The organism is Bacillus sp. FSL R9-9530 (genome assembly GCF_038008145.1).
GTDB classification, from domain to species: Bacteria; Bacillota; Bacilli; order Bacillales; family Bacillaceae_G; genus Bacillus_A; species Bacillus_A mycoides.
Window position 1 is genome coordinate 4,548,056 of the sequence record NZ_JBBOYO010000001.1, and the last position, 22,325, is coordinate 4,570,380.

Below are 22,325 nucleotides of genomic sequence, written 5' to 3' on the forward strand. Positions count from 1 at the left end.
TGCTTTTTTTATGCTTTAGAACCAGACTCATCTGAAGATAATTCACCTTTAAAGGTTCGTTCTTCAGAGTCATCAAGCAATTGTTCATATTCTTCATGTTCTTCTGTTGCGAAAACTTGTGGGTTTTTTCCATACATATCTGTTCCAATAAAGTTTTCGAAATCCTCTACATACCCAACATTTTCTTCACTATTTACGTACATGCCATTATAGTTTTTTGAATCCTGTCTTTCTAAATCGGATGGTGTTTCTGATGTTCCGTAATTTGCGACGTCTTGCCAAGCATCTTCAGCATCGTACTCTACAGAATGATCTTCGTCGTGCTTATGAAAAGAAGAATTTAGCACCTCTTCTTCAACTGGGCGCGCCTTCATATCTAATTTATTTGTAGTGTGCTGAATACACGTTGTAGCAGTTGGCATTGCTTCTAATCTTTCAAATGGAATTTCCTCACCAGACACTTCGCAAATTCCGTACGTACCAGCTTCAATTTTTTGCAGAGCATGTTTCGTATCTTCTAACTGTTTATGCCAAAATTCGATGAGTCCGAAATCTTTCTCACGTTCGTACAATTCTGTAGCCATATCACCTGGATGGTTGTCATAGCTAGACAATTCTCCTACTGAATCACGTTCAGATGCACGGTTTTCATCTTCATGAGTTTGTATCGTTTGTTCAACTTCTTGCTGTTGTTTTTCTAGAATAGATTTAAATTGATTTATTTGTTGTGGAGTTAACATAGTCGTCCACCTTCCTACAATTCAGTTTCTTTACATAGTATGAGCGTTGGGAGTAGGAATTATGAGATGAATTTCAGCCGGGAAGTCGGTATATGAAAAAAGGAGCCGCATAAGCAGCTCCTTTCTATAGGAAGTATCCAAGCAATAATCCGATTCCCATTAGGAGACCGAAAATTGTATTTGTTTTTGCTGTTGAAATCATCGCAGGTACCATTTCCATTGGAATGCTTTTGCCGATAAAGCCTTTCGTCGCTTTAAATGCTTTCGGTACACTTAAGAATACGATAAGCATCCATGGTGATACGATGTTAACGATGATTAAAGCGATTGTCCAAATGTAGGCAACGATAAACATAGAAGCAAGTACACCAACGGCTCTTTCGCGTCCAACGAGAATTGCTAACGTTTTACGACCATTTTCTTTATCACCATCTAAATCACGAATATTGTTAGATAGTAAAATTGCACCAATTAAAATGGAGCTTGGAATAGATAATAAAATCACTTCTGATGTTACTGCCCCTGTTTGGATAAAGAATGAAATACCAATAATAATGACACCCATAAATAATCCTGCTGTTAGCTCTCCAAATGGTGTGTACGCAATTGGAATGGGGCCACCAGTGTAAAGGTAAGCAACGGCCATACAAACAAGACCGATTGCAGCAAGCCACCAGCTAGAGTTCATACAAATATAAACACCTAATAGCGTTGCGATTCCTAAAAATCCGAATGCTAAGTTAAGCACGGTTTTTGGTTTAATGCCATCGCGGACGATAGCACCTCCGATTCCAACTGAACCTTCATGATCGAGTCCTCTTTTATAATCAAAGTATTCATTAAACATGTTCGTTGCTGCTTGAATGAGAAGGCAAGCAAGAAGCATCATAAAGAAAAGAGGAAGATGTATTTGATTTATACCTCCGACCTGCATTGCAAAAGCTGTTCCGATGAAAACAGGAACGAAAGCTGCTGTTAATGTATGGGGACGTAATAAACTCCACCAAATTCGCCAGCCTGTTTGTTTACTTGGCTTTGGCGCCGTAGGAGAGGAATTCGTTTCGACGTTCATTTCCATGTTGAATCCTCCTTGGTCACATATTGTACACAATTAAGTGTAGAAAAAGCATCATTTAGTGTCAACGTTTATTTTCTAGGAAGAGAAGGTGAATTTCTCAGAAATGCTAAACGTTGACAGGCCTTTCCTTTGAGGTGTATCTTAAAATCAAGCGTAATTATGACTATTTTTCGCCCATAGGGGGGAGACAATTGTGATTCAAACGAAACGAAAAGGCTTACAAGAAGTTCTTGTTACAGCTATTAAGCGTACGACTGATGAAAAAACATTAGTTAGTTTTGTAAAACAAATAGATTGGGTGGATCCACTTCTGTTTTATGCAGCAGGAAAAAGGATCGCATTCGAAAATAGATGTTATTTTGCAGACCCAGCTCAGCATGTAATATTTGCTGGAATTGGCTCTGTTTTCACTATAGCAAATTCTTCTCACAAACGCTTTCAAACTGCTCGTGACGAGTGGGATAAAGTAAAAGAGAAAGCATTCGTACAAAGAGAAGGATACGAATTTGGAACAGGTCCTCTTTTATTTGGTGGATTTTCATTTGACCAAGAAAAAGAAAAAACGAATCTTTGGAAAGAATTTGATGATACCACATTTTCACTACCAGCATTTTTATTAACTGTAAAAAATGAAAAGGCGTGGTTAACGATTAATCAGTTCGTTTCAGCTGAAGATTGTGCAGAAACTCTTTATAACGAAATTATTTCTGTAGAAGAGAGAATTTTACAAGAGAGTAAATGTGCACTAGTAGGATCAAAATTAACAGTTACTTCTAAAGTAGAAGTTGATCCGAGTAGCTGGATGAACGCGATTGGAAAAGTGCAAGATGAAATGAAGCAAGGGAACGTGCAGAAGGTTGTATTAGCAAGGGAGCTAAAATTAACGATGGATCAGCATATTGATTCCGTTCTTGTTTTAGAAGCGCTTCGCATTGGGCAACCGGATTGTTACGTATTTTCTTTTGATTATAAAGGAGCATGCTTCTTAGGGGCGACACCTGAGCGATTGATTCGAAAAGAAGGCGAGAAGTTCACATCGATGTGCCTTGCTGGTTCAATTGGTCATGGCAATTCTATAGAAGAAAGTAAACAAAATGGTGAGACGCTTCTTCATGATGAAAAGAATTTGGCTGAACACGGTTATGTAGTTAACATGATTCGAGGTGTGCTAAGTGAGCATTGCGAATCTGTTAATATTCCGGAGAGCCCAGGCTTATTAACGACGAAAAATTTAATCCATTTATATACGCCAGTAGAAGCAAATGGTGATGCAAGTCTTTTAACGATGGTAGAAGAATTACATCCAACACCAGCTCTTGGTGGTACACCTCGTCATGAGGCGTTGAAATTAATTCGTGATGTAGAGCTTTTAGATAGAGGATTATATGGTGCACCAATTGGCTTTATAGATGATGAAGGAAATGGTGAATTTGCGGTTGCACTTCGCTGCGGATTATTAAATGGCGAGAAGGCATCCTTGTTTGCCGGCTGTGGTATCGTAATTGATTCAGTAGCGCAGCTTGAATATGAAGAAACAAGTTTGAAGTTTAGACCGATGCTTGGTGCTTTGGAGGAATTAATGAAATGAACAATCATATAGAAGCATTATCATATTATTTAGGCGCGTTCGTGGACGAACTGACGCGTCTAAATGTATGTGATGTTGTCATTAGTCCTGGCTCACGGTCAACGCCGATTGCCTTACTAATGGAACAACATGAAGGAATGAAAACATATTTACATGTAGACGAAAGATCAGCAGGATTTTTTGCGCTCGGTATTGCGAAAGCAAAAAAACGTCCTGTTGCGCTATTATGTACGTCAGGGACGGCAGCAGCGAACTATTATCCAGCTGTATGTGAAGCGTTTCATTCACGAGTGCCGCTTATCGTATTAACAGCGGATAGACCGCATGAATTAAGAGATGTGGGTGCACCACAGGCGATGAATCAATTTAATTTATACGGTACTTTTGTGAAGCAATTTACAGAGATGGCACTTCCTGAAGCGAGTGAAGCAATGTATCATTACGCTCGAATGACAACGCAGCGTACGATAGCAAGCGCACTTCTAGCGCCGCAAGGACCTGTTCATCTTAATTTTCCAGTTCGCGAGCCGCTTATACCGGATTTCTCATTAGAAAGTTTATGGGATAAAGGGCGTGGTGAATATACAGGAGTAGTTCAGCAAGGGAACGTGACGATGCCGAGTGAATATGTAGATTCTCTTGTAGGGCGCCTTTCACATATGGAAAAGGGGCTTATTATTTGTGGAGACGGCAGTCATCCAGAAATAACAGAAGTTGTTATGAAAGTAGCTGAGAAAACAGGGTATCCAATTTTAGCAGATCCACTTTCTAACCTCCGTAGTGGTAATCATGATAAAACGATGGTTATAGATTGTTACGATACATTTTTACGAAATGAATTGTTAAAAGAAATGTGGAAGCCGAATGTTTTAATTCGTTTCGGAGGAATGCCTGTCTCTAAAGCATTAACGCAGTTCATCAAAAAACAAACGAAAGCTGTTCATATCGTTGTCGATGAATCTGGACAATGGAGAGATCCAGCTTTAGTTGCGACAGAAGTTGTACAAGCTAGTGACAGTGAATTTTGCAGAGCATTATTAGAGAAAATGCCAGTTATGAAAAAGAATGATTGGTTCGGAATGTGGAAACATATAAACGAGAAAACGAGAGAAACGCTTCGTGAGATGGAAACATATGAAACGGCATTTGAAGGAAAAGTAATTACGGATATTGTACGTGTATTACCAGAAGGGGCAACGTTATTTGCGAGTAATAGTATGCCAATTCGCGATACCGATTCATTTTTCTTCACATCGGATAAAAACATTCAAGTAATGGCGAACCGCGGTGTAAATGGTATTGATGGAATCATTTCAACAGCTTTAGGAGCGAGTATTATTTGTGATCCGCTCGTATTAGTAATCGGTGATTTATCATTTTATCACGATTTAAACGGACTATTAGCCGCGAAACTACATGAGTTAAATATAACGATTGTTGTTGTAAATAATGATGGTGGAGGTATTTTCTCATTCTTACCACAATACGAGAAAAAGGAACATTTCGAATCATTATTTGGAACACCAATTGGGCTTGATTATGAACATGTTGTCAAAATGTATGGTGGTTCATTTAGCCGTGTAAATGGTTGGGAAAACTTCCGAGAAGAAGTACAAACTGGAACGAAAACGAATGGATTAAACGTTGTGGAAATTTGTACGAATCGCGAAGAAAACTTGAAATTACATCGTGAACTATGGGCAAAAACAATGGACGTTATTACTACATCTTTGCAAGGTGAATCAAAATGAAAGTAACATTGCAAGGTGTATCGTATGAATATGAAGTAGCCGGAAGCGGGGAACCACTTCTACTTCTTCATGGTTTTACGGGAAGCATGGAAACGTGGGGTTCCTTTATTCCTTCTTGGAGCGAGCAGTTTCAAGTCATTCTAGTAGACATTGTTGGACACGGGAAAACGGAAAGTCCTGAAGATGTGACGCATTATGATATTCAAAATGTGGCACTGCAAATGAAAGAACTACTGGATCATCTTCATATTGAAAATGCGCACATACTTGGCTATTCAATGGGTGGTAGACTTGCGATTACGATGGCATGCTTATATCCAGAATATGTGCGTTCGCTTCTTTTAGAAAACTGTACAGCTGGACTTGAGAGTGCAAAGGAGCGAAAAGAACGCAAGGAAAAAGATGAACGACTTGCCGATAAAATTGAGCAAGAAGGCATCCGAAGTTTTGTATCGATGTGGGAAAATATTCCGCTATTTGAAACGCAAAAACGTTTAGTGCAAAGCGTAAAAGAAGCGGTGCGAAAAGAACGACTTGCTAATAATCCAAAAGGACTTGCAAATAGTCTTCGCGGCATGGGAACAGGGGCTCAGCCTTCATGGTGGAACGAATTGCAAAACCTAAAAATGCCTGTCCTTTTACTGAATGGAGAAAGCGATGAAAAGTTCTTTCGCATATTAAAAAACATCGAAAAATGCATCCCTCATGCGAAATTTGTCAAAATTGATGGGGCTGGCCATGCAATTCATGTGGAACAACCGGAAAAGTTTGATACAATAGTAAAGGGATTTCTAAAAACTATGCAGTGATACTTTTTTCAGCAAGAAGGAAGTTGCACTTATAGCGGAGATCAGAAATATAAGAGGAGGTAATAGTAATGACTATTGAATGGGTAAAAGAAGGCAATTACGAAGATATTATTTATTCAACATACAATGGCATCGCAAAGATTTCGATTAACCGCCCTGAAGTACATAATGCATTCCGTCCTAAAACGGTAATGGAGTTAATCAATGCTTTTGCACACGCTCGTGATGATGCAAATGTTGGCGTTATCATTTTAACAGGTGAAGGTGGACGTGCATTCTGTTCTGGCGGCGACCAAAAAGTTCGCGGTCATGGTGGCTATGTAGGTGACGACCAAATCCCACGTTTAAACGTATTAGACTTACAACGTCTAATTCGCGCAATCCCTAAACCGGTTATCGCAATGGTAGCAGGTTATGCAATCGGTGGTGGACACGTACTTCATATCGTATGTGACTTAACAATTGCTGCAGACAACGCTGTATTCGGACAAACAGGTCCTAAAGTAGGAAGCTTTGACGGTGGATACGGAGCTGGTTATTTAGCTCGTATGGTAGGCCATAAGAAAGCTCGTGAAATTTGGTACCTATGCCGTCAATATAGTGCACAAGAAGCGGTTGATATGGGCTTAGTAAACACAGTAGTACCATTAGAAGAACTTGAAGCAGAGACAGTACAATGGGCACAAGAAATTTTAGCAAACAGCCCAATGGCACTTCGTTTCCTAAAAGCTGCATTCAACGCAGACACAGACGGTTTAGCTGGTATTCAACAACTAGCTGGAGATGCAACGTTATTGTATTACACAACTGACGAAGCAAAAGAAGGCCGCGACGCGTTCAAAGAAAAACGCAGTCCCGACTTCGGTCAATTCCCTCGTTTCCCGTGATCAAACCAAAAGCGGAAGCGGCTGGCTTAGAATGTGAGGGGGATGGAGCTTCTGACAGAGAGGCGCTTTTTGCCTCGTAGGAAGAAGTGAAGCCACCGAACATTCTAGCCGCTGTAGCTGGATGTTTTAAAAGCGGAAGCGGCTCGCTTAGAACAAGAGGGCGTTGGAACTCCTGACGTAGAGGCGCTTTTTGCCTCGTAGGAAGGCGTGAAACGACCGACTGTTCTAGCCGCTGTAGCTGGATGTTTTAAAAGCGGAGCCGACTGTTTAGCCCCGTAGGCTAAGGTTCTTTCGTACAGAAAGTGTTTTTTACTTTCTCGTGCGGAAGGTTCTTAGACGGAAGCGGCTCGCACACAATGTGAGACGCTCCCAAAAGATCACACCGGAAACAAAACAACTAAGAGACTTGATGTCATATCAGGTCTCTTTCTTTCATGAAAGGAGAATGAGTGATGGAGACGATGCCGAATTGGTTAATGCAACGTGCATTTTTAACACCTGATCGCACTGCAATTGAAATTGAAGAGGAGAAGGTTACTTTCGTGCAGCTGCATGAAAAAGTAGTATCTGTTTGTGAATACCTCACGCATGTAGGAGTGAAGCGGGCGCAAAAGGTGGCTGTTCTGATGAAAAATGGTATGGAGATGATTACAGTTATTCACGCCCTATCTTACATAGGTGCAGTAGCTGTGCTTTTAAATACGCGTCTTTCAAGAGAAGAGCTACTTTGGCAAATGGGTGATGCGGAAGTTGTTTGTTTAGTGACGGATCAAGAGTTTGAGACGGAAAATGTTCCAGTACGTTCATTTGCTGAAGTGATGCAAGGACCGAAGGCGGAAGCATTTATACAAGAAGAATTCTCTTTAGAAGAAGCGATGACAATTATTTATACGTCAGGGACGACAGGGAAACCGAAAGGCGTTATTTTAACGTACGGTAACCACTGGGCAAGTGCAGTCGGTTCTTCGTTTAATTTAGGGCTTCGTGATGATGATTGTTGGTTAGCTTGTATGCCAATGTTCCACGTTGGCGGGTTATCTCTTTTAATGAAAAATATTATGTACGGTATGCGCATTTTACTCGTTCCAAAATATGATGCTAATTTTATTCATAAAGCACTTCAAACGAGAGGCGTTACGATTATTTCTGTCGTTTCTAAAATGCTAACAGATTTATTAGAACGACTTGGCGAAGGTATATATCCATCTTCTTTACGATGCATGTTACTTGGGGGAGGACCAGCACCGAAGCCGTTATTAGAAACATGTGTGGAAAAAGGAATTCCTGTGTATCAAACGTACGGTATGACAGAAACATCATCGCAAATTTGTACGTTAACAGCAGATTACATGTTAACGAAAGTAGGATCAGCCGGAAAACCACTATTTCAGTGTCAGCTTCGTATTGAAAAAGACGGCGTAGTTGTGCCGCCCCGTGCTGAAGGAGAAATTGTAGTAAAAGGACCGAACGTAACAGGTGGCTACTTTAACCGTGAAGATGCGACGCATGAGGCGATCAGAAATGGATGGCTTCATACTGGTGACCTCGGTTATTTAGATGAAGAAGGATTTTTATACGTATTAGATCGCCGCAGTGATTTAATTATTTCTGGCGGAGAAAATATATATCCAGCTCAAATTGAAGAAGTATTGCTCTCTCATCCGGCGGTAGCAGAAGCGGGTGTTGTCGGTATGGCTGACGAAAGTTGGGGACAAGTACCAGCTGCTTTTGTTGTAAAAAGTGGAGACGTAACAGAAGAAGAAATTCTTCGTTTTTGCGAAGAGAAATTAGCGAAATATAAAGTGCCGAAGAAAGCATGTTTCTTAGAGGAATTACCACGAAATGCTTCGAAGAAATTGTTAAGACGAGAGTTAAGACAATTAGTGGAGGAGATGTAGGTGGAAATAAAAAAAGCGACACTTTATATAACGGAAATGCCGCTCATTATCCCGTTTGCGGCAAGTTACGGGACTTATGAAAAGCGTGAAAGTATCGTCATTGAATTAGAAGATACAGATGGATACATTGGTTTTGGTGAAGTCGTTGCATTTTCTGAACCGTGGTATACGGAAGAAACGGTGAAGACAGCGCTGCATGTACTTCAGGATTTTTTATTACCAGATTTATTGAAAGCTGAAATCTCTCATCCGAATGAAGTACCGTCTTTGTTCCAACATATAAAGAGAAACCGAATGGCAAAGGCCGGAATTGAAGGTGCTGTTTGGGATTTATATGCGAAGCGTCAAAAGCAGTCGTTAGCGATATTGCTTGGCGGAAATAGGTCTGAAATTGAAGTCGGCGTTGTGATTGGGATCAATACAATTCCCGTTATGTTAAAACAAATCGAGAAGTACGCGGAAGAAGGATACGAGCGCTTTAAAGTGAAAATAAAGCCAGAACATGATTACGAATTGCTGAAAGAAATTCGCAAAGAGTTTCCGAACATCCCGTTAATGGCTGATGCAAATTCAGCTTATACATTAGCGGATACGGAGAAGTTGAAACGACTAGATGAATTTAGGCTTATGATGATTGAACAACCGTTAGCGGATTACGATTTTCTGGATCATGCACAGTTGCAAAAGAAAATTGAAACACCGATTTGTTTAGATGAAAGCATCCATAGTTTAGAAGACGCACGTGTTGCGATTACGCTTGGCAGTTGCCGCGTCGTTAATATTAAACCAGGGCGAGTGGGCGGATTAACAGAGTCCGTTCAAATCCATAATTATTGTATGGAGCATAACATACCAGTTTGGTGCGGTGGCATGGTAGAAATGGGGATTTCACGAGCTCAAAATGTTGCACTCGCTTCATTGCCAAACTTTACGATTCCTGGAGATATATCTGCTTCTAGTAGACATTGGGAGAAGGATATCATTTCACCGGAAGTGATGCTTGAAGGCGGAAAAGTAAGGGTACCGCAAAGTATTGAACGTGAGTATGAAGTAGATCGAGGCAGGTTGGAAGAAATAACAAAGCAGCGGATTATTTTTGAGCGATGAATGGGAGCTTTTATTAGTACTGACTACCTGCAAATAGCGGGATGATTTTCTCGTTAATTTTCGGTAAGTCGATATATTTAAAAAATCGCCGATATAATTTCATTTATCAAGGTTACTCTTACGGGTAGCCTTTTCTTAGTGTACAAATTGGATAGACTAGTTTAAAATCGAGCGTATGAAAACAGAATAAAGTAGGGGGACTAAAATGAAGCGCATTTCAATTTTAATAGCTGATGATGAAGCGGAAATTGCTGATTTAATTGAGATACATTTAGAAAAAGAGGGTTACCACGTCGTTAAAGCAGCTGATGGAGAAGAAGCCATGCATATTATTCAAACGCAGCCAATTGACTTAGTGGTTTTAGATATTATGATGCCGAAAATGGATGGATATGAAGTGACGAGGCAGATTCGCGGCAAGCACCACATGCCAATCATTTTCTTAAGTGCGAAAACATCTGATTTTGATAAAGTGACAGGTCTTGTATTAGGCGCAGATGATTATATGACGAAACCTTTTACACCGATTGAATTAGTTGCACGTGTAAATGCACAACTGCGTAGATTTCTTACGTTAAATCAGCCGAAAGTAGCGGAGAATAAATCTGCTTTAGAAATAGGCGGAGTCGCTATTGATCCTGAGCGAAGAACAGTAAATGTGTACGGAGAGCCAATTGAATTAACACCAAAAGAATTTGATATTTTATATGTATTAGCAAGTCATCCGAAGAAAGTGTACAGTGTGGAAAATATTTTTCAGCAAGTATGGGCTGAAGGGTATTACGAAAGTGGAAATACAGTTATGGTACATATCCGTACTTTGCGAAAAAAGCTTGGGGAAGATAAAAGAAAGGATAAGTTAATAAAAACAGTGTGGGGGGTAGGTTATACTTTCAATGGCTAAAACGATGAGAAGCTTTCGCTCGAAGATGATTATGCTATTTGCGTTAAGTATGATATTAGCTGGTGGCGTAACGTATTTAATTTATGAGGGGCTACGTCTCTATTATAAATTAGCAGTTCGTTATGAGGATCCTTTAGCCCAATTTCGTTCAATGGTAAGACAAATTGGGGACATTAATTTCTTTTTAATTGTATTTATTCCTCTGTCCATTATGTTTTTCTTCTTCCTTACTAGACCGTATTTAAAATATTTTGATGAGATTTCGAACGGGATTCATCATCTTGCGAACGGAGATTTTTCAAATCAAGTTCGTGTTTCATCAAATGATGAGTTTGGATATATCGCACGCGAAATTAATGTAGCGAGTGAAAAATTAAAAGAAGCGGTTGAACGAGGAGACTTTGCGGAAAGTAGTAAAGATCAGCTCATTGTCAACTTAGCTCATGATTTAAGAACGCCGCTAACATCTGTTTTAGGGTATTTAGATTTAATTCTTAAAGATGAGAATTTGACGAAGGAACAAATTAAACATTTTTCTACAATTGCTTTTACGAAATCCGAAAGGCTTGAAATCTTAATTGATGAATTATTTGAAATAACGAGAATGAATTATGGCATGTTGCAAATTGAAAAAAGATCAATTGATATAAGTGAATTACTTATACAGTTAGATGAAGAATTATATCCGTTATTAGAAAAAAAAGGTTTAGAAGCGAGATTGAATATGGATTCGCATTTACCTATTAACGGTGACGGAAAATTGTTAGCTCGAGTATTTGAAAATCTTTTAACGAATGCGATTCGCTATGGATACGATGGAAAGTTTGTTGATGTGAACGGATATATTGAGAGTGAAGAGATAGTAGTACAAATTATAAATTACGGAGATAGTATCCCAGAAGAAGATTTACCGTATCTTTTTGATATGTTTTATACAGGTGATAAGGCAAGATCAGAGCAGCAAGGCGGAACAGGCCTTGGGCTATTTATCGCAAAAAATATTATCGAACAGCATGAGGGGACAATCTCTGCTGAAAGTAACGTAATTAGAACGATATTTGAAGTGAGATTACCAAAAGAAGAGAGCAAAGCAATTTAATAAAAATTTAAACTTTACCCCACTTTTTATTTTAATAGTTTTTTCTATTCTATACGTAAGTTACGTTAAGGAGGAACTAGAAATGAAAAAGTGGGTATTTATTTCTCTTTTTATAATATGTACAGCATGTGTAGGCTTTTATATATCACCAGTATTTCAAAAGGAGATCGATGTTAAAATTGCAGAAAAAGATAATAAAGTAAAAGCCGCGAACACTGAAAAGATAGAGGTTACAGAGGAACAAATTTATAAAGGTGATCTATTATTAGTTAATAGAGATTATCCGGTTAAAAAAGATAGTGTTAGGTCCGATATTGTCAATGTAAATCACAATAGTGAATTAGTAAGAGGCTATGTAATATTTGATAGAAATCTTCGCTTATCAGAGGGTGTTGTAAAAAAGTTTTTGAACGTTGTCGATGCAGCTGGGAAAGATGGAGTACAGCATTTCTTAATGAGTAGCGGTTACCGAGATTTTCAAGAACAAAGTAAATTATATAAAGAAATGGGATCGGATTATGTACTTCCAGCAGGATATAGTGAACATAATTTAGGGTTATCACTCGACGTTGGGTCTACTCAAAAGAAAATGGAGAAAGCTCCTGAAGGAAAATGGATTGAAGAGAACGTATGGAAGCACGGATTTGTTTTACGTTATCCGAAAAATAAAAGTGATATTACGGGCATTCAATATGAGCCGTGGCACATACGTTATGTCGGCTTACCACATAGCGCAATTATGCAAAAAAAGAAGATTACGTTAGAGGAATATTTGGACTTCTTAAAAGAGGAAAAAGAAGTTTCAACGGAGGTTGAAGGTAAGAAATATACGGTTTCTTATTATAAAGTTTCAGATCGTATGAACGTGAATGTTCCAGTAAATAAGCAGTATGAAATTTCCGGGAACAATATGGATGGGGTTATTGTGACTGTTCAGGAATAGAGAAAAAGGCTGGTCCGTTTTGGGTCAGTCTTTTGGCATATAAGAAATAGATTGCCGTTTTTTGTCGGTAAATCGATATTCCTTGTCGAATCATTGATATAATTTCCTGTACTATCAACATTTTGTGGATTGTTTTTTTATTTACCATTAAACATTATAACGTTATATTTACTTTTCTTTTTTTTCATGATACTCTAAATATGTGAAAGAGATATAAAATGAAACTTTAATGTAAGCGTATTCTTATGGCTTCTTATAGAAAAGGGTGGAAATACAATGACAGAACGATTCGTGCTACGTAATGTGAAGCGTGTGAACGGGGAAGAGATTGACATTGTAGTTGAAAATAATAAAATCGCACAGGTGACGAAAGCTGGTGCTGGCGAGGGTGAAAAGGTTCTTGATTACTCAGGTACTTACGTATCGAGTGGCTGGATTGATTTGCACGTTCATGCTTTTCCAGAGTTTGATCCGTATGGCGATGAGGTAGATGAAATTGGCGTTAAGCAAGGGGTAACGACAATTGTTGATGCGGGAAGCTGCGGAGCTGATCGTATCGCAGATTTAGTACAAAGTAGAGAACAGGCAAAAACGAATTTATTTGCCTTTTTAAATATTTCTCGCATCGGTTTGAAACGAATTGATGAATTATCCAATATGGAATGGATAGATAAAGAGAAAGTAATAGATGCAGTAGAAAAGTATAAAGATGTAATCGTTGGATTAAAAGCGAGAATGAGTAAAAGTGTCGTTTGTGATAGCGGAATTGAACCGCTGCACGTAGCGCGCTCTTTATCTCGTGAAACATCATTGCCGATTATGGTACATATCGGTTCAGCTCCTCCGCGTATAGAGGAAGTTGTACCTCTTTTAGAAAAAGATGATGTCATTACACATTACTTAAACGGGAAAGAAAATAATTTATTTGATGAAGAAGGAAAACCGATATCTGTGTTATTAGATGCAGTGAAACGCGGTGTGCATTTAGATGTTGGTCACGGTAATGCTAGTTTTTCTTTTAAAGTAGCAGAGGCGGCGAAGCGTCACGATATTGCTTTTAATACAATTAGTACAGATATTTACCGGAAGAACCGTATACACGGTCCAGTGTATAGTATGGCTCACGTTCTTTCGAAATTCCTTTACTTAGGTTATCCGCTAGAAGAAGTAATTGATGCGGTGACGAAAAATGCGGCAGAGTGGCTGAAGAAACCAGAACTTGGCCGTATTCAAGAAGGCGATATTGCAAACTTAACTTTGTTTACGGTTAAAGATGAGCCGATTACGTTAATTGATTCAGAAGGGGATCAGCGCATTGCTGAAAGAAGAATTGATACGAAAGGGGTTGTAATCAATGGGTCATTCATTGAATGCTAAGTACGGATTAAAAAGAGTTATTAATGCGAGCGGTAGAATGAGTATTTTAGGTGTATCCGCTCCGACAAATACAGTGATGGATGCGATGAAGCATGGTGGACAAAATTATGTGGAAATTGCCGATTTAGTAGATAAAGCAGGAGACTATATTGCAAGAATTTTAGATTCAGAGGCAGCGGTCGTTGTGAACTCAGCATCGAGTGGAATTGCACTTTCTATTGCGGGTATCGTTACAGAGGGAAATCGCCGTAAAAGTGAACGACTTCATCAAGAGGTAATCCTGAAAAACGAAGTGATTATGTTAAAAGGTCATAACGTTCAATACGGTGCTCCTGTTGAAACGATGATTTATTTAGGCGGCGGTAAGCTCGTTGAAGTAGGTTACGCAAATGAAGGGAAAGCGGAGCATATTGAAGATGCAATTGGCGAAAATACAGCAGCTATTCTTTATGTGAAATCGCATCATGCAGTGCAAAAAAATATGATTTCTGTTGAAGAAGCGTGGGAAGTAGCGCAGCGAAATAATGTACCACTTATCGTTGATGCAGCAGCAGAAGAAGATATTCAAAAATATGTGAAGTATTCAGACCTAGCCATTTATAGCGGTTCAAAGGCAATTGAAGGACCTACTTCCGGTATTGTCGGCGGTAAACGAAAATATATTGAATGGCTAAAAGTGCAATTACATTGCAGCGGAAGAAGTATGAAAGTTGGGAAAGAGACGACTTTCGGTTTACTTCAAGCGCTTGATGAGTATGGAGTAAAAGAAGATAAGAGTGAACAAGAAAAAGAGTTATTACAAGTACTTATGCCGCTGAAAGAATTAAACGGTGTAAATGTAACGGTCGTTCAAGATGAGGCAGGAAGAGCAATTTTTAGAGCGCGTATTCATATTAACGAGAACGAATTAAATAAAACTGCAAAAGATGTTGTGACGGCATTACGCGAAGGGGAAATCGCAATTTATACACGTGATTACGGAGTAAGACAAGGATTCTTTGATATTGATCCACGCCCACTTCAAGGTGATGACATACATGTAATTGAAGAAAAAATGAGAGAAATTGTAGGGGGAAACTAAAATGACAAACATTCAAAAACGTTTTTATAAAGGCCGCGTAGCATTAAATGTATTAGCGAACAATATCGAAAATGCGAAAGATATCTTTGAGGCAGCAGAAGGTTATGTAGTCGTTGGAGTGTTATCAAAAGATTATCCAACAGTAGAAGAAGCAGTAACTGCGATGAAAGCATACGGAAAAGAAATTGATGACGCTGTATCAATCGGACTTGGAGCAGGAGATAATCGCCAAGCAGCAGTTGTAGCTGAAATTGCGAAGCATTATCCTGGTAGTCATATTAACCAAGTGTTCCCTTCAGTAGGAGCGACACGTGCAAATCTTGGCGGAAAAGATAGCTGGATTAATAGTTTAGTATCACCAACGGGAAAAGTAGGGTACGTAAATATTTCTACTGGCCCAATTAGTGCAGCTGGGGAAGAAAAAGCAATCGTTCCAATTAAAACAGCAATCGCACTTGTACGTGATATGGGCGGGAATTCATTGAAATACTTCCCAATGAAAGGCTTGGCTCATGAAGAAGAATATCGCGCAGTTGCAAAAGCTTGTGCGGAAGAAGGATTTGCATTAGAGCCAACGGGCGGAATTGATAAAGAAAACTTTGAAACAATTGTACGTATTGCATTAGAAGCAAACGTAGAGCAAGTTATCCCGCACGTGTACTCTTCTATTATTGATAAAGAAACTGGCAATACGAAAACAGAAGATGTTCGTGAATTACTAGCGGTCGTGAAGAAGTTAGTTGATCAATATGCGTAAGAAAATTGCAGCATTCGGTGAAGTAATGATGCGCCTGCAAGTGCCAGGATATGAATTGCTATCGCAAGCAAATACATTAAATTACTCATTTTCTGGTACAGGTGTGAACGTTGCAGCAGCACTTTCTCATCTAGGTCATGAAGGTTATCTTATTTCAACTTTACCGGAAAATTCGGTTGGAGATGCGGCGGTATCGCACATTCAAAAACTAGGGATTCAAGCACCGTTTATTTCAAGAGGCGGTAAATATGTGGGCATGTACTTTTTGGAAAATGGATTTGGCGCACGTGCAAGCCGCGTTACGTATTCTAACCGATTAGAAAGTAGTTTCAATACGGCATGTGAAGAGATGTACCAATTTGAAGAAATCGCAAAAGAAATTGATATCGTTCATTTTTGCGGGATTACCCTTGCGATGAATGATACTGTGCGCCATCATATGAAATCTTTGGCGAAGGCAGTTAAAGAAAATGGAGGCACTGTCGTTTTCGATTGCAACTATCGTCCGTCGCTTTGGGGAGAAGATGGGTATGAACAGGCGAAACCTCATTATGAAGAAATGCTAGGCTTTGCCGATATTGTAATGATGAATGAAAAAGATGCGATGTTTGTTCTCGGAATGAAAACGGAAGAGACGGAGCGAGAAGCACAGCTTGTTGATCTTATTCCAAAAGTCGCTGAAATATATAATATCGCTACAATCGCGGGAACGCATCGTTCTATTAATAGCGATAATACACACTCACTTCGCGGATTCATATGTAAAGATGGGACGTTCACTTTTGCCAAAACACTTACGTTTTCTGTATATGATAGAATAGGTGCTGGAGATGCTTATACGAGCGGGATTATTCATGGCGAGATAGAAGAGTTTGCACCAGAGAAAGCTGTTTCATTTGCGTCAGCAGCTGGAATGCTTGCACATACAATCGTCGGTGATACGCCAATGTCATCAGAGAAAGATATACTTCGGGCAATGACGGCATCAGTAGGTGATGTAGAAAGGTAGTGGGTGTAACGGTGAACGTAACGAGAAAAAGAGGTCCATTATATTTACAAATTAAAAATATTATTCGTGATCGAATATTACATGGTGTTTATGCCATTCATACAAATATTCCTTCTGAACCACAATTAGAAGAAGAGTTCAAAGTGAGTAAAATTACAGTGCGAAACGCAATTAAAGAACTCGTTCAAGAAGGATATTTAGAAAAGAAAAGTGGTAAAGGAACGAAAGTCATTCGAAATACTTCTGCGACAAAGCTTTCAAAGGGAAAGAAATTTACAGAAGTGTTAGTGGAAGAAGGCTATAAAGTACAAAAGAAATTGCTAAAGGCAGAAGTGGTTCATAATGAAGAAGGAACAGTACCATTTCGTTTGTTTGGTAAAGAGAGTTTTCGTATTGAGCGTCTATATGCTTTAAATGATACTCCGTACATTCATTATACGCACTATTTCTCAGCACAAATGGCAAGTACAGACTTAGCGGACTTTGACTTACAATCGCTTTATGATCTAGTCGAGGACCGTGGTATACATTTAGAAAACTTCAGAGATGAATTCGCTGTTGGATTTGCGCCTAATTTCGTTGCAGAAGCGTTAGGAGAAAAAGAGGGAACAGCGTTATTAAAACGTATGCGCTATTCTTACGATGAAGTTGGCGAAGTAATTGAATATAGTGAAGGCTACTACAATACGGAAATGCAGCATTACGTTGTAAATTATGATGTGTAAAAAATGAAGAGGGACTAATTCCCTCTTTTTCTGTAAAAAATTTTCATATCGAAGGGGAATGGGATATGGATATATACTTATTAATCGTCACGTTAATTGCGATCGCAATTGTTATTTTAGGGGTATCGTGGTGGAAGTGGCATGCATTTATTAGTTTAACAGTTGCTAGTCTATTTTTAGCTATTATGTCTGGGTTGAACTTGACCAAAATTGTTACTGCCTATGAAACTGGTGTTGGTAGTGTACTAGGACATTTAGTTGGTATTTTGGCTCTCGGAACAATTTTAGGGAAAATGATGTCCGATTCAGGGGCTGGCATGCAAGTAGCAGATTTCTTCATTCGATTCTTCGGGGTGAAAAAATTACCTTGGGCAATGTTATTCGCCGGATTTGTTATAGGTATTCCAGTGTTTTTTGAAGTGGGAATCGTCATTTTATTACCACTCGTTATTTCAATTCGAAAAACAACGAAACAAAATATATTGTTAATTGCGTTACCTGTTATTGCTGGATTATCGATTGTACATGGGCTAGTGCCGCCGCATCCAGGTGCGATGACAGCAATCGGTATTTATAATGCGAATTTAGGAAAGGTACTATTGTATTCATTAATTATCGCGTTACCAACAGCAATTATCGCAGGACCGGTATTTGCAAAGTGGGTACATAAGAGGGTTATACCTGAAAATGAACCGGAGCTTGTTCGAGTTACGACAGTATCAACTGATTTACCGAGTCGTAAAGTTTCATTTTTTATTATTTTACTGCCAGTAGTTTTAATGATTTTATCAGTAGTCGCACCATATATTTCATTACCGAAAAAAATAACTGAATTTTTAGTATTTGCAGGAAGTCCGGTAATCGCTTTACTTATTTCATGTTTCGCAGCGTTTTATTTGCTTGGTATAAAACAAGGAATTAATAAAAAGATGATTAAAAAATTAACAGATGAAAGTTTACTACCTGTCGGTTCCATTATTTTAATAATTGGTGCAGGCGGTGGATTTAAACAAATATTAATTGAAAGCGGCGTTGGAACAGCCATCGCTCAAATGGCAGAACATATTTCATTATCACCAATCGTCTTAGCGTTCATGGTAGCGGGATTAATCCGAATTGCAACAGGTTCAGCTACTGTAGCATTAACGACAGCAGCTGGAATTGTTTCACCGGTTATTCAGCACATGTCTGGTGTAAATTTAGAATTACTCGTTATTGCAACCGGTGCAGGTTCATTAATGTTTTCTCACGTAAATGATGCAGGATTCTGGCTTGTAAAAGAGTATTTAGGTTTGACAGTAAAAGAAACGTTTAAAACGTGGACGGTGCTGGAGACATTGTTATCATTTATTGCATTCGGCTTTGCGCTTTTACTTAATATGTTTGTTTAGAAGAAGGGGGTGCCTATTTAAAGGTATCCTCTTTTTGTGTTGGGGCTCTTTTCATGAAACAAGCCCGTTTTTAGGAGTGCCAAGCTTCCGATTTGCCCTGAAAACATAATATAAATGGAATCCCCTCATTTAGAGCAAGTTGAACTTGTTATGAATGATACTAAAGGAGGAATAGAGTAATGAGCGAAAAGTGTGAACACAGACATGATGATTGTAACCGCAGACATGATGATTGCGACCGTAGACGTGGCTGCGGCGGCGGTTTTGCGCTTCTAATCGTATTGTTTATTTTATTAATTATCATCGGTGCTAGCTGCTTCGGCGGAGGCGGCGGTGGTTGTGGTTACGGCGGTTATGGTGGATATGGCGGCGGCTATGGTGGATACTGCTAATTATTAAAAACTATTGGAAATAGCCTTGTGCAATATGCACAAGGCTATTTTATTCATATTTTTATATGCTGTGATAATTTATTAATGTACAGAGAGCGGATTAAGAAAAAGAAAATAATCTCGATAATCCCGAAAAAGGTGAGTACAATCAGTAACTCTTTTAGTAACGAGAAAGAAAACATGCTTTGTAAAAACTTAACCGCAAATAACGTGTGAACACCAGCAACGATGTAAGGAACGAAAAATAAAATTCCTAATTGAATCGTTGCGGAGCGAAACATTTCTGATTCAGTTAAGCCCAGTTTTGTAATCGTAATGTACTTTTGTTTTTCATTCGTTAAGTCGTTATACATACGGAAGTATAAAACGCTAGCCGCACCGATAAAGAAGATAAAGCCAAGAAATGCCCAAATAAAGAATTGAGCAACTGCATTTTCTTTATTATGGAGTAACTCATCAGTAGCTGTATAAATATTAAAAGGGACGGGAGATGCATGCTTATCGTCTTTATGTGCCTCATAATATTTTTCGGTGTCATTACTAATACTTTTTAATATATTTTTCGTTGGAATAATTGCATTCTCCCAATTATCCACGAAGTAGTTATAAACTGTAATGGTTTCAATATGAGGAATCATAGTATCGATTGCATAATCTTGCATAATAACTAAATTTGCTAATGCAAATGGTGGTGCTATTCCTTTGTTAATAAATCCCTTTATATAAAACTCCTTTTTATTGGATTCAAGCGTAATTGTATTTTGTTTTACAAATGGATTTGATACAAGGTTTAATAGCTCTGGTGAATAGCCAGAAATAATGTAAACTTCTTTTGAATCAAGGGTGATTGTAGGTCTCTTTAACTGCTTAGCAATTTCGTTATAATCACTCATTTTCATAATTGCAATCTCTTCTTTTGAAGCATTATCTTTTAAAAGCGTAAATTTATATTTTTTATATTGAAAATGAGCATTGGAAAGTTCGGATTCAATAGTATTAACGTGCTTTCGTTCAAGGGAATGATCCCCTTCTAATTTGTATGTGAAGGGAATAGGATATCGCTCTAGTATCGACGCTTTTGTATTATTATTCGCAGCAAATAGTCCGATAATAATCGTAAATGCAAGCGCAGATAGCATAGAAACGATAAAGAGTACATTAATATTACTACGGGTACGAGCAACTAAGTCTGAAATCCATAACATGTTTATTTGTTTCAAATAAAACTTTCTACGCTTCTTTAAAATATAGATAAAAAGAAGAAATGTTTGTGAAAAGAAAAAATATGTTCCGACTACTACGAGTGGCAAAATAGATAATATAATAAATAAGACAGATCCGTTTTGCACATTTTTTTCGGTTACGTAGCCTTGTGGATAACCAGCAATATAATAACATAACCCTAAACAAGTTAAAGCAAATATCGAAATGAGTATAGACGGCCTTTTTTCGGCTGTCACTTTCTTGCTCCCTTTAATAAGATGGACTGTTTTACGAGTCCGAATAAACATAGGTGTAAATGTAGAAACGATTAAAAATAAAATGATAAACGTTACGGTTGTCACGATAATCGCTTCTGTTGGCCAATATAAATAGAGACCTTTCGCACTTGTTAATTTTGAAGTGACTAATAAGAAAAAATTAGAGAACACTAGGCCACCTTGTATACCGATAAAGATGGACAATATCCCAATTATCATGTTTTCAGTAAATAACAGTCTTTTTAATTGTTTCTGTGAGATACCGAGAATCGTGAGTATCCCGAATTGCTGCTTCCGTACATTTAAAAATGTTCCAATTGAATATAAGAGAAAGAAGAACGAGAACATAACAATCACAAGCTGTGCTGTACTAGCTAAGTTCATTAGAGGATCCCGTTCTTGAAAGCTTTGTACATTTTGTAAGCGTGGATGATACGCGTATACAGTAAATGAAAAGAAAACCATAATAGAAAAAGCACTACTTACAAAATAAGCAAAATATGCTTTAGAATTACGCGAGACATTTTTAAATGCAAATTGCCAAAACGTCATCCACGCCTTCCTCCTAATAATGCTAAAACATCTAATATTTCTTGATAAAATTTCTCGCGATATAGTCCGCGATGTAATTCATTGTAAAGCCCACCATCTTTAATGAAAATAACGCGGTTACAATAACTTGCTGCAAACGGATCATGAGTAACCATTAAAATTGTGGCATCCTCTTCTTTATTTAATTTCGTAAATAGCTCCATTACATCAATTGCTGCTTTAGAATCTAAGTTTCCTGTCGGTTCATCCGCAAGTAGAAGTGACGGATGATGAATAACAGCGCGTGCTACCGCGGTACGCTGCGCTTGTCCTCCAGAAACTTCAAAAATACGCTTGTCCAAAATATGATCAATTCCAAGTTTCTTTGAAATGTTATCGAGTTTTTCGTCCATCTCTTTTAAAGGAACATTATCTAAAGTTAAAGGCAGTACGATATTTTCACCGATTGTTAGTGTATCTAATAGGTTAAAGTTTTGGAAAACAAACCCTAACTCTTGGCGGCGGAAAATAGCTAGTTTCTCTCTACGAAATGTGTGCGGTTTTTTTCCATTAATCACGACATCACCAGAAGTAGGGGAGTCAATTGTAGAGATAACGTTTAAAAATGTAGATTTACCGCTACCAGATGGTCCCATGATAGCAACAAATTCTCCTTTATCTACATGTAAATTTATATTTTTTAAAGCAGTATGAGGGACCTTTCCTTCATACACTTTTGAGACGTTTTTTATGTGTAATACTTCTTCCATAATAATC

20 protein-coding genes are annotated in these 22,325 nt (G+C 38.4%); 16 read left to right on the plus strand and 4 right to left on the minus strand.

The window, feature by feature from the left end; all coding sequences use genetic code 11:
• Window positions 1–8 precede the first annotated feature (8 nt).
• Window positions 9–740: a yteA family sporulation protein gene (locus tag MKX66_RS22960; RefSeq protein ID WP_002034523.1), complete on the minus strand. Its 732-nt coding sequence runs from the start codon at window positions 738–740 to the stop codon at window positions 9–11.
• 124 nt (window positions 741–864) lie between these two features.
• A complete protein-coding gene (locus MKX66_RS22965; protein WP_002015811.1) occupies window positions 865–1,818 on the minus strand; it encodes a 1,4-dihydroxy-2-naphthoate polyprenyltransferase in 954 nt (317 codons plus the stop codon).
• 193 nt (window positions 1,819–2,011) lie between these two features.
• Between MKX66_RS22965 and MKX66_RS22970 the strand changes: the two genes are divergently transcribed.
• From MKX66_RS22970 to MKX66_RS23045, 16 genes are all read left to right on the plus strand, one after another.
• Window positions 2,012–3,406 carry an isochorismate synthase gene (locus MKX66_RS22970; protein ID WP_326997210.1) on the plus strand — a complete coding sequence of 465 codons (1,395 nt, stop codon included), beginning with the start codon at window positions 2,012–2,014 and terminating at the stop codon, window positions 3,404–3,406.
• Entirely contained in the window at window positions 3,403–5,157 is a 1,755-nt protein-coding gene (gene menD / locus MKX66_RS22975; RefSeq protein WP_341087184.1) for a 2-succinyl-5-enolpyruvyl-6-hydroxy-3-cyclohexene-1-carboxylic-acid synthase, read from the plus strand. The genes MKX66_RS22970 and menD overlap by 4 nt, the downstream gene beginning before the upstream one ends.
• Complete coding sequence (menH, locus tag MKX66_RS22980; RefSeq protein WP_033709544.1) at window positions 5,154–5,966, plus strand: 2-succinyl-6-hydroxy-2,4-cyclohexadiene-1-carboxylate synthase; 813 nt, start codon at window positions 5,154–5,156, stop codon at window positions 5,964–5,966. The genes menD and menH overlap by 4 nt, the downstream gene beginning before the upstream one ends.
• Before the next feature lie 68 nt (window positions 5,967–6,034).
• Window positions 6,035–6,853: a 1,4-dihydroxy-2-naphthoyl-CoA synthase gene (gene menB, locus MKX66_RS22985; RefSeq protein WP_215554572.1), complete on the plus strand. Its 819-nt coding sequence runs from the start codon at window positions 6,035–6,037 to the stop codon at window positions 6,851–6,853.
• Between the two features lie 452 nt (window positions 6,854–7,305).
• Window positions 7,306–8,751, plus strand: coding sequence for an o-succinylbenzoate--CoA ligase (locus tag MKX66_RS22990; RefSeq protein ID WP_326997211.1), 1,446 nt, complete (start codon window positions 7,306–7,308; stop codon window positions 8,749–8,751).
• The gene (gene menC, locus MKX66_RS22995) at window positions 8,752–9,858 is read left to right on the plus strand and encodes an o-succinylbenzoate synthase (protein WP_326997212.1); all 1,107 of its coding nucleotides are present in this window, start codon (window positions 8,752–8,754) and stop codon (window positions 9,856–9,858) included.
• Window positions 9,859–10,063: 205 nt separating this feature from the next.
• Window positions 10,064–10,762, plus strand: a complete 699-nt coding sequence (locus MKX66_RS23000; protein ID WP_002015820.1) for a response regulator transcription factor — start codon at window positions 10,064–10,066, stop codon at window positions 10,760–10,762.
• On the plus strand, window positions 10,755–11,861 hold the full coding sequence (locus MKX66_RS23005; RefSeq protein WP_341087187.1) for a HAMP domain-containing sensor histidine kinase: 1,107 nt from the start codon (window positions 10,755–10,757) through the stop codon (window positions 11,859–11,861). The genes MKX66_RS23000 and MKX66_RS23005 overlap by 8 nt, the downstream gene beginning before the upstream one ends.
• A gap of 82 nt (window positions 11,862–11,943) precedes the next feature.
• Window positions 11,944–12,804 (plus strand): M15 family metallopeptidase, encoded by an 861-nt coding sequence (locus tag MKX66_RS23010; RefSeq protein ID WP_341087189.1) that lies wholly within the window; start codon window positions 11,944–11,946, stop codon window positions 12,802–12,804.
• 276 nt (window positions 12,805–13,080) lie between these two features.
• Window positions 13,081–14,181, plus strand: a complete 1,101-nt coding sequence (locus MKX66_RS23015; RefSeq protein WP_341087191.1) for an amidohydrolase/deacetylase family metallohydrolase — start codon at window positions 13,081–13,083, stop codon at window positions 14,179–14,181.
• Window positions 14,159–15,262, plus strand: a complete 1,104-nt coding sequence (locus MKX66_RS23020) for a DgaE family pyridoxal phosphate-dependent ammonia lyase (protein WP_341087193.1) — start codon at window positions 14,159–14,161, stop codon at window positions 15,260–15,262. Before MKX66_RS23015 ends, MKX66_RS23020 begins: the two co-directional genes overlap by 23 nt.
• Window position 15,263: 1 nt before the next feature.
• Entirely contained in the window at window positions 15,264–16,019 is a 756-nt protein-coding gene (gene dagF, locus MKX66_RS23025) for a 2-dehydro-3-deoxy-phosphogluconate aldolase (RefSeq protein ID WP_000181913.1), read from the plus strand.
• A complete protein-coding gene (locus tag MKX66_RS23030; protein WP_341087195.1) occupies window positions 16,012–17,028 on the plus strand; it encodes a sugar kinase in 1,017 nt (338 codons plus the stop codon). Before dagF ends, MKX66_RS23030 begins: the two co-directional genes overlap by 8 nt.
• Window positions 17,028–17,753, plus strand: a complete 726-nt coding sequence (locus MKX66_RS23035) for a GntR family transcriptional regulator (protein ID WP_002015828.1) — start codon at window positions 17,028–17,030, stop codon at window positions 17,751–17,753. Before MKX66_RS23030 ends, MKX66_RS23035 begins: the two co-directional genes overlap by 1 nt.
• Window positions 17,754–17,818: 65 nt before the next feature.
• Window positions 17,819–19,144, plus strand: a complete 1,326-nt coding sequence (gene gntP / locus MKX66_RS23040) for a gluconate permease GntP (RefSeq protein ID WP_326997216.1) — start codon at window positions 17,819–17,821, stop codon at window positions 19,142–19,144.
• Between the two features lie 179 nt (window positions 19,145–19,323).
• Window positions 19,324–19,536, plus strand: coding sequence for a YjcZ family sporulation protein (locus tag MKX66_RS23045; RefSeq protein WP_002129632.1), 213 nt, complete (start codon window positions 19,324–19,326; stop codon window positions 19,534–19,536).
• Between the two features lie 53 nt (window positions 19,537–19,589).
• Here the strand turns inward: MKX66_RS23045 and MKX66_RS23050 are convergent, their stop codons facing one another.
• The gene (locus MKX66_RS23050; RefSeq protein WP_326997217.1) at window positions 19,590–21,569 is read right to left on the minus strand and encodes an ABC transporter permease; all 1,980 of its coding nucleotides are present in this window, start codon (window positions 21,567–21,569) and stop codon (window positions 19,590–19,592) included.
• Window positions 21,566–22,318, minus strand: a complete 753-nt coding sequence (locus MKX66_RS23055; RefSeq protein WP_000393251.1) for an ABC transporter ATP-binding protein — start codon at window positions 22,316–22,318, stop codon at window positions 21,566–21,568. The genes MKX66_RS23050 and MKX66_RS23055 overlap by 4 nt, the downstream gene beginning before the upstream one ends.
• Window positions 22,319–22,325: the final 7 nt, after the last annotated feature.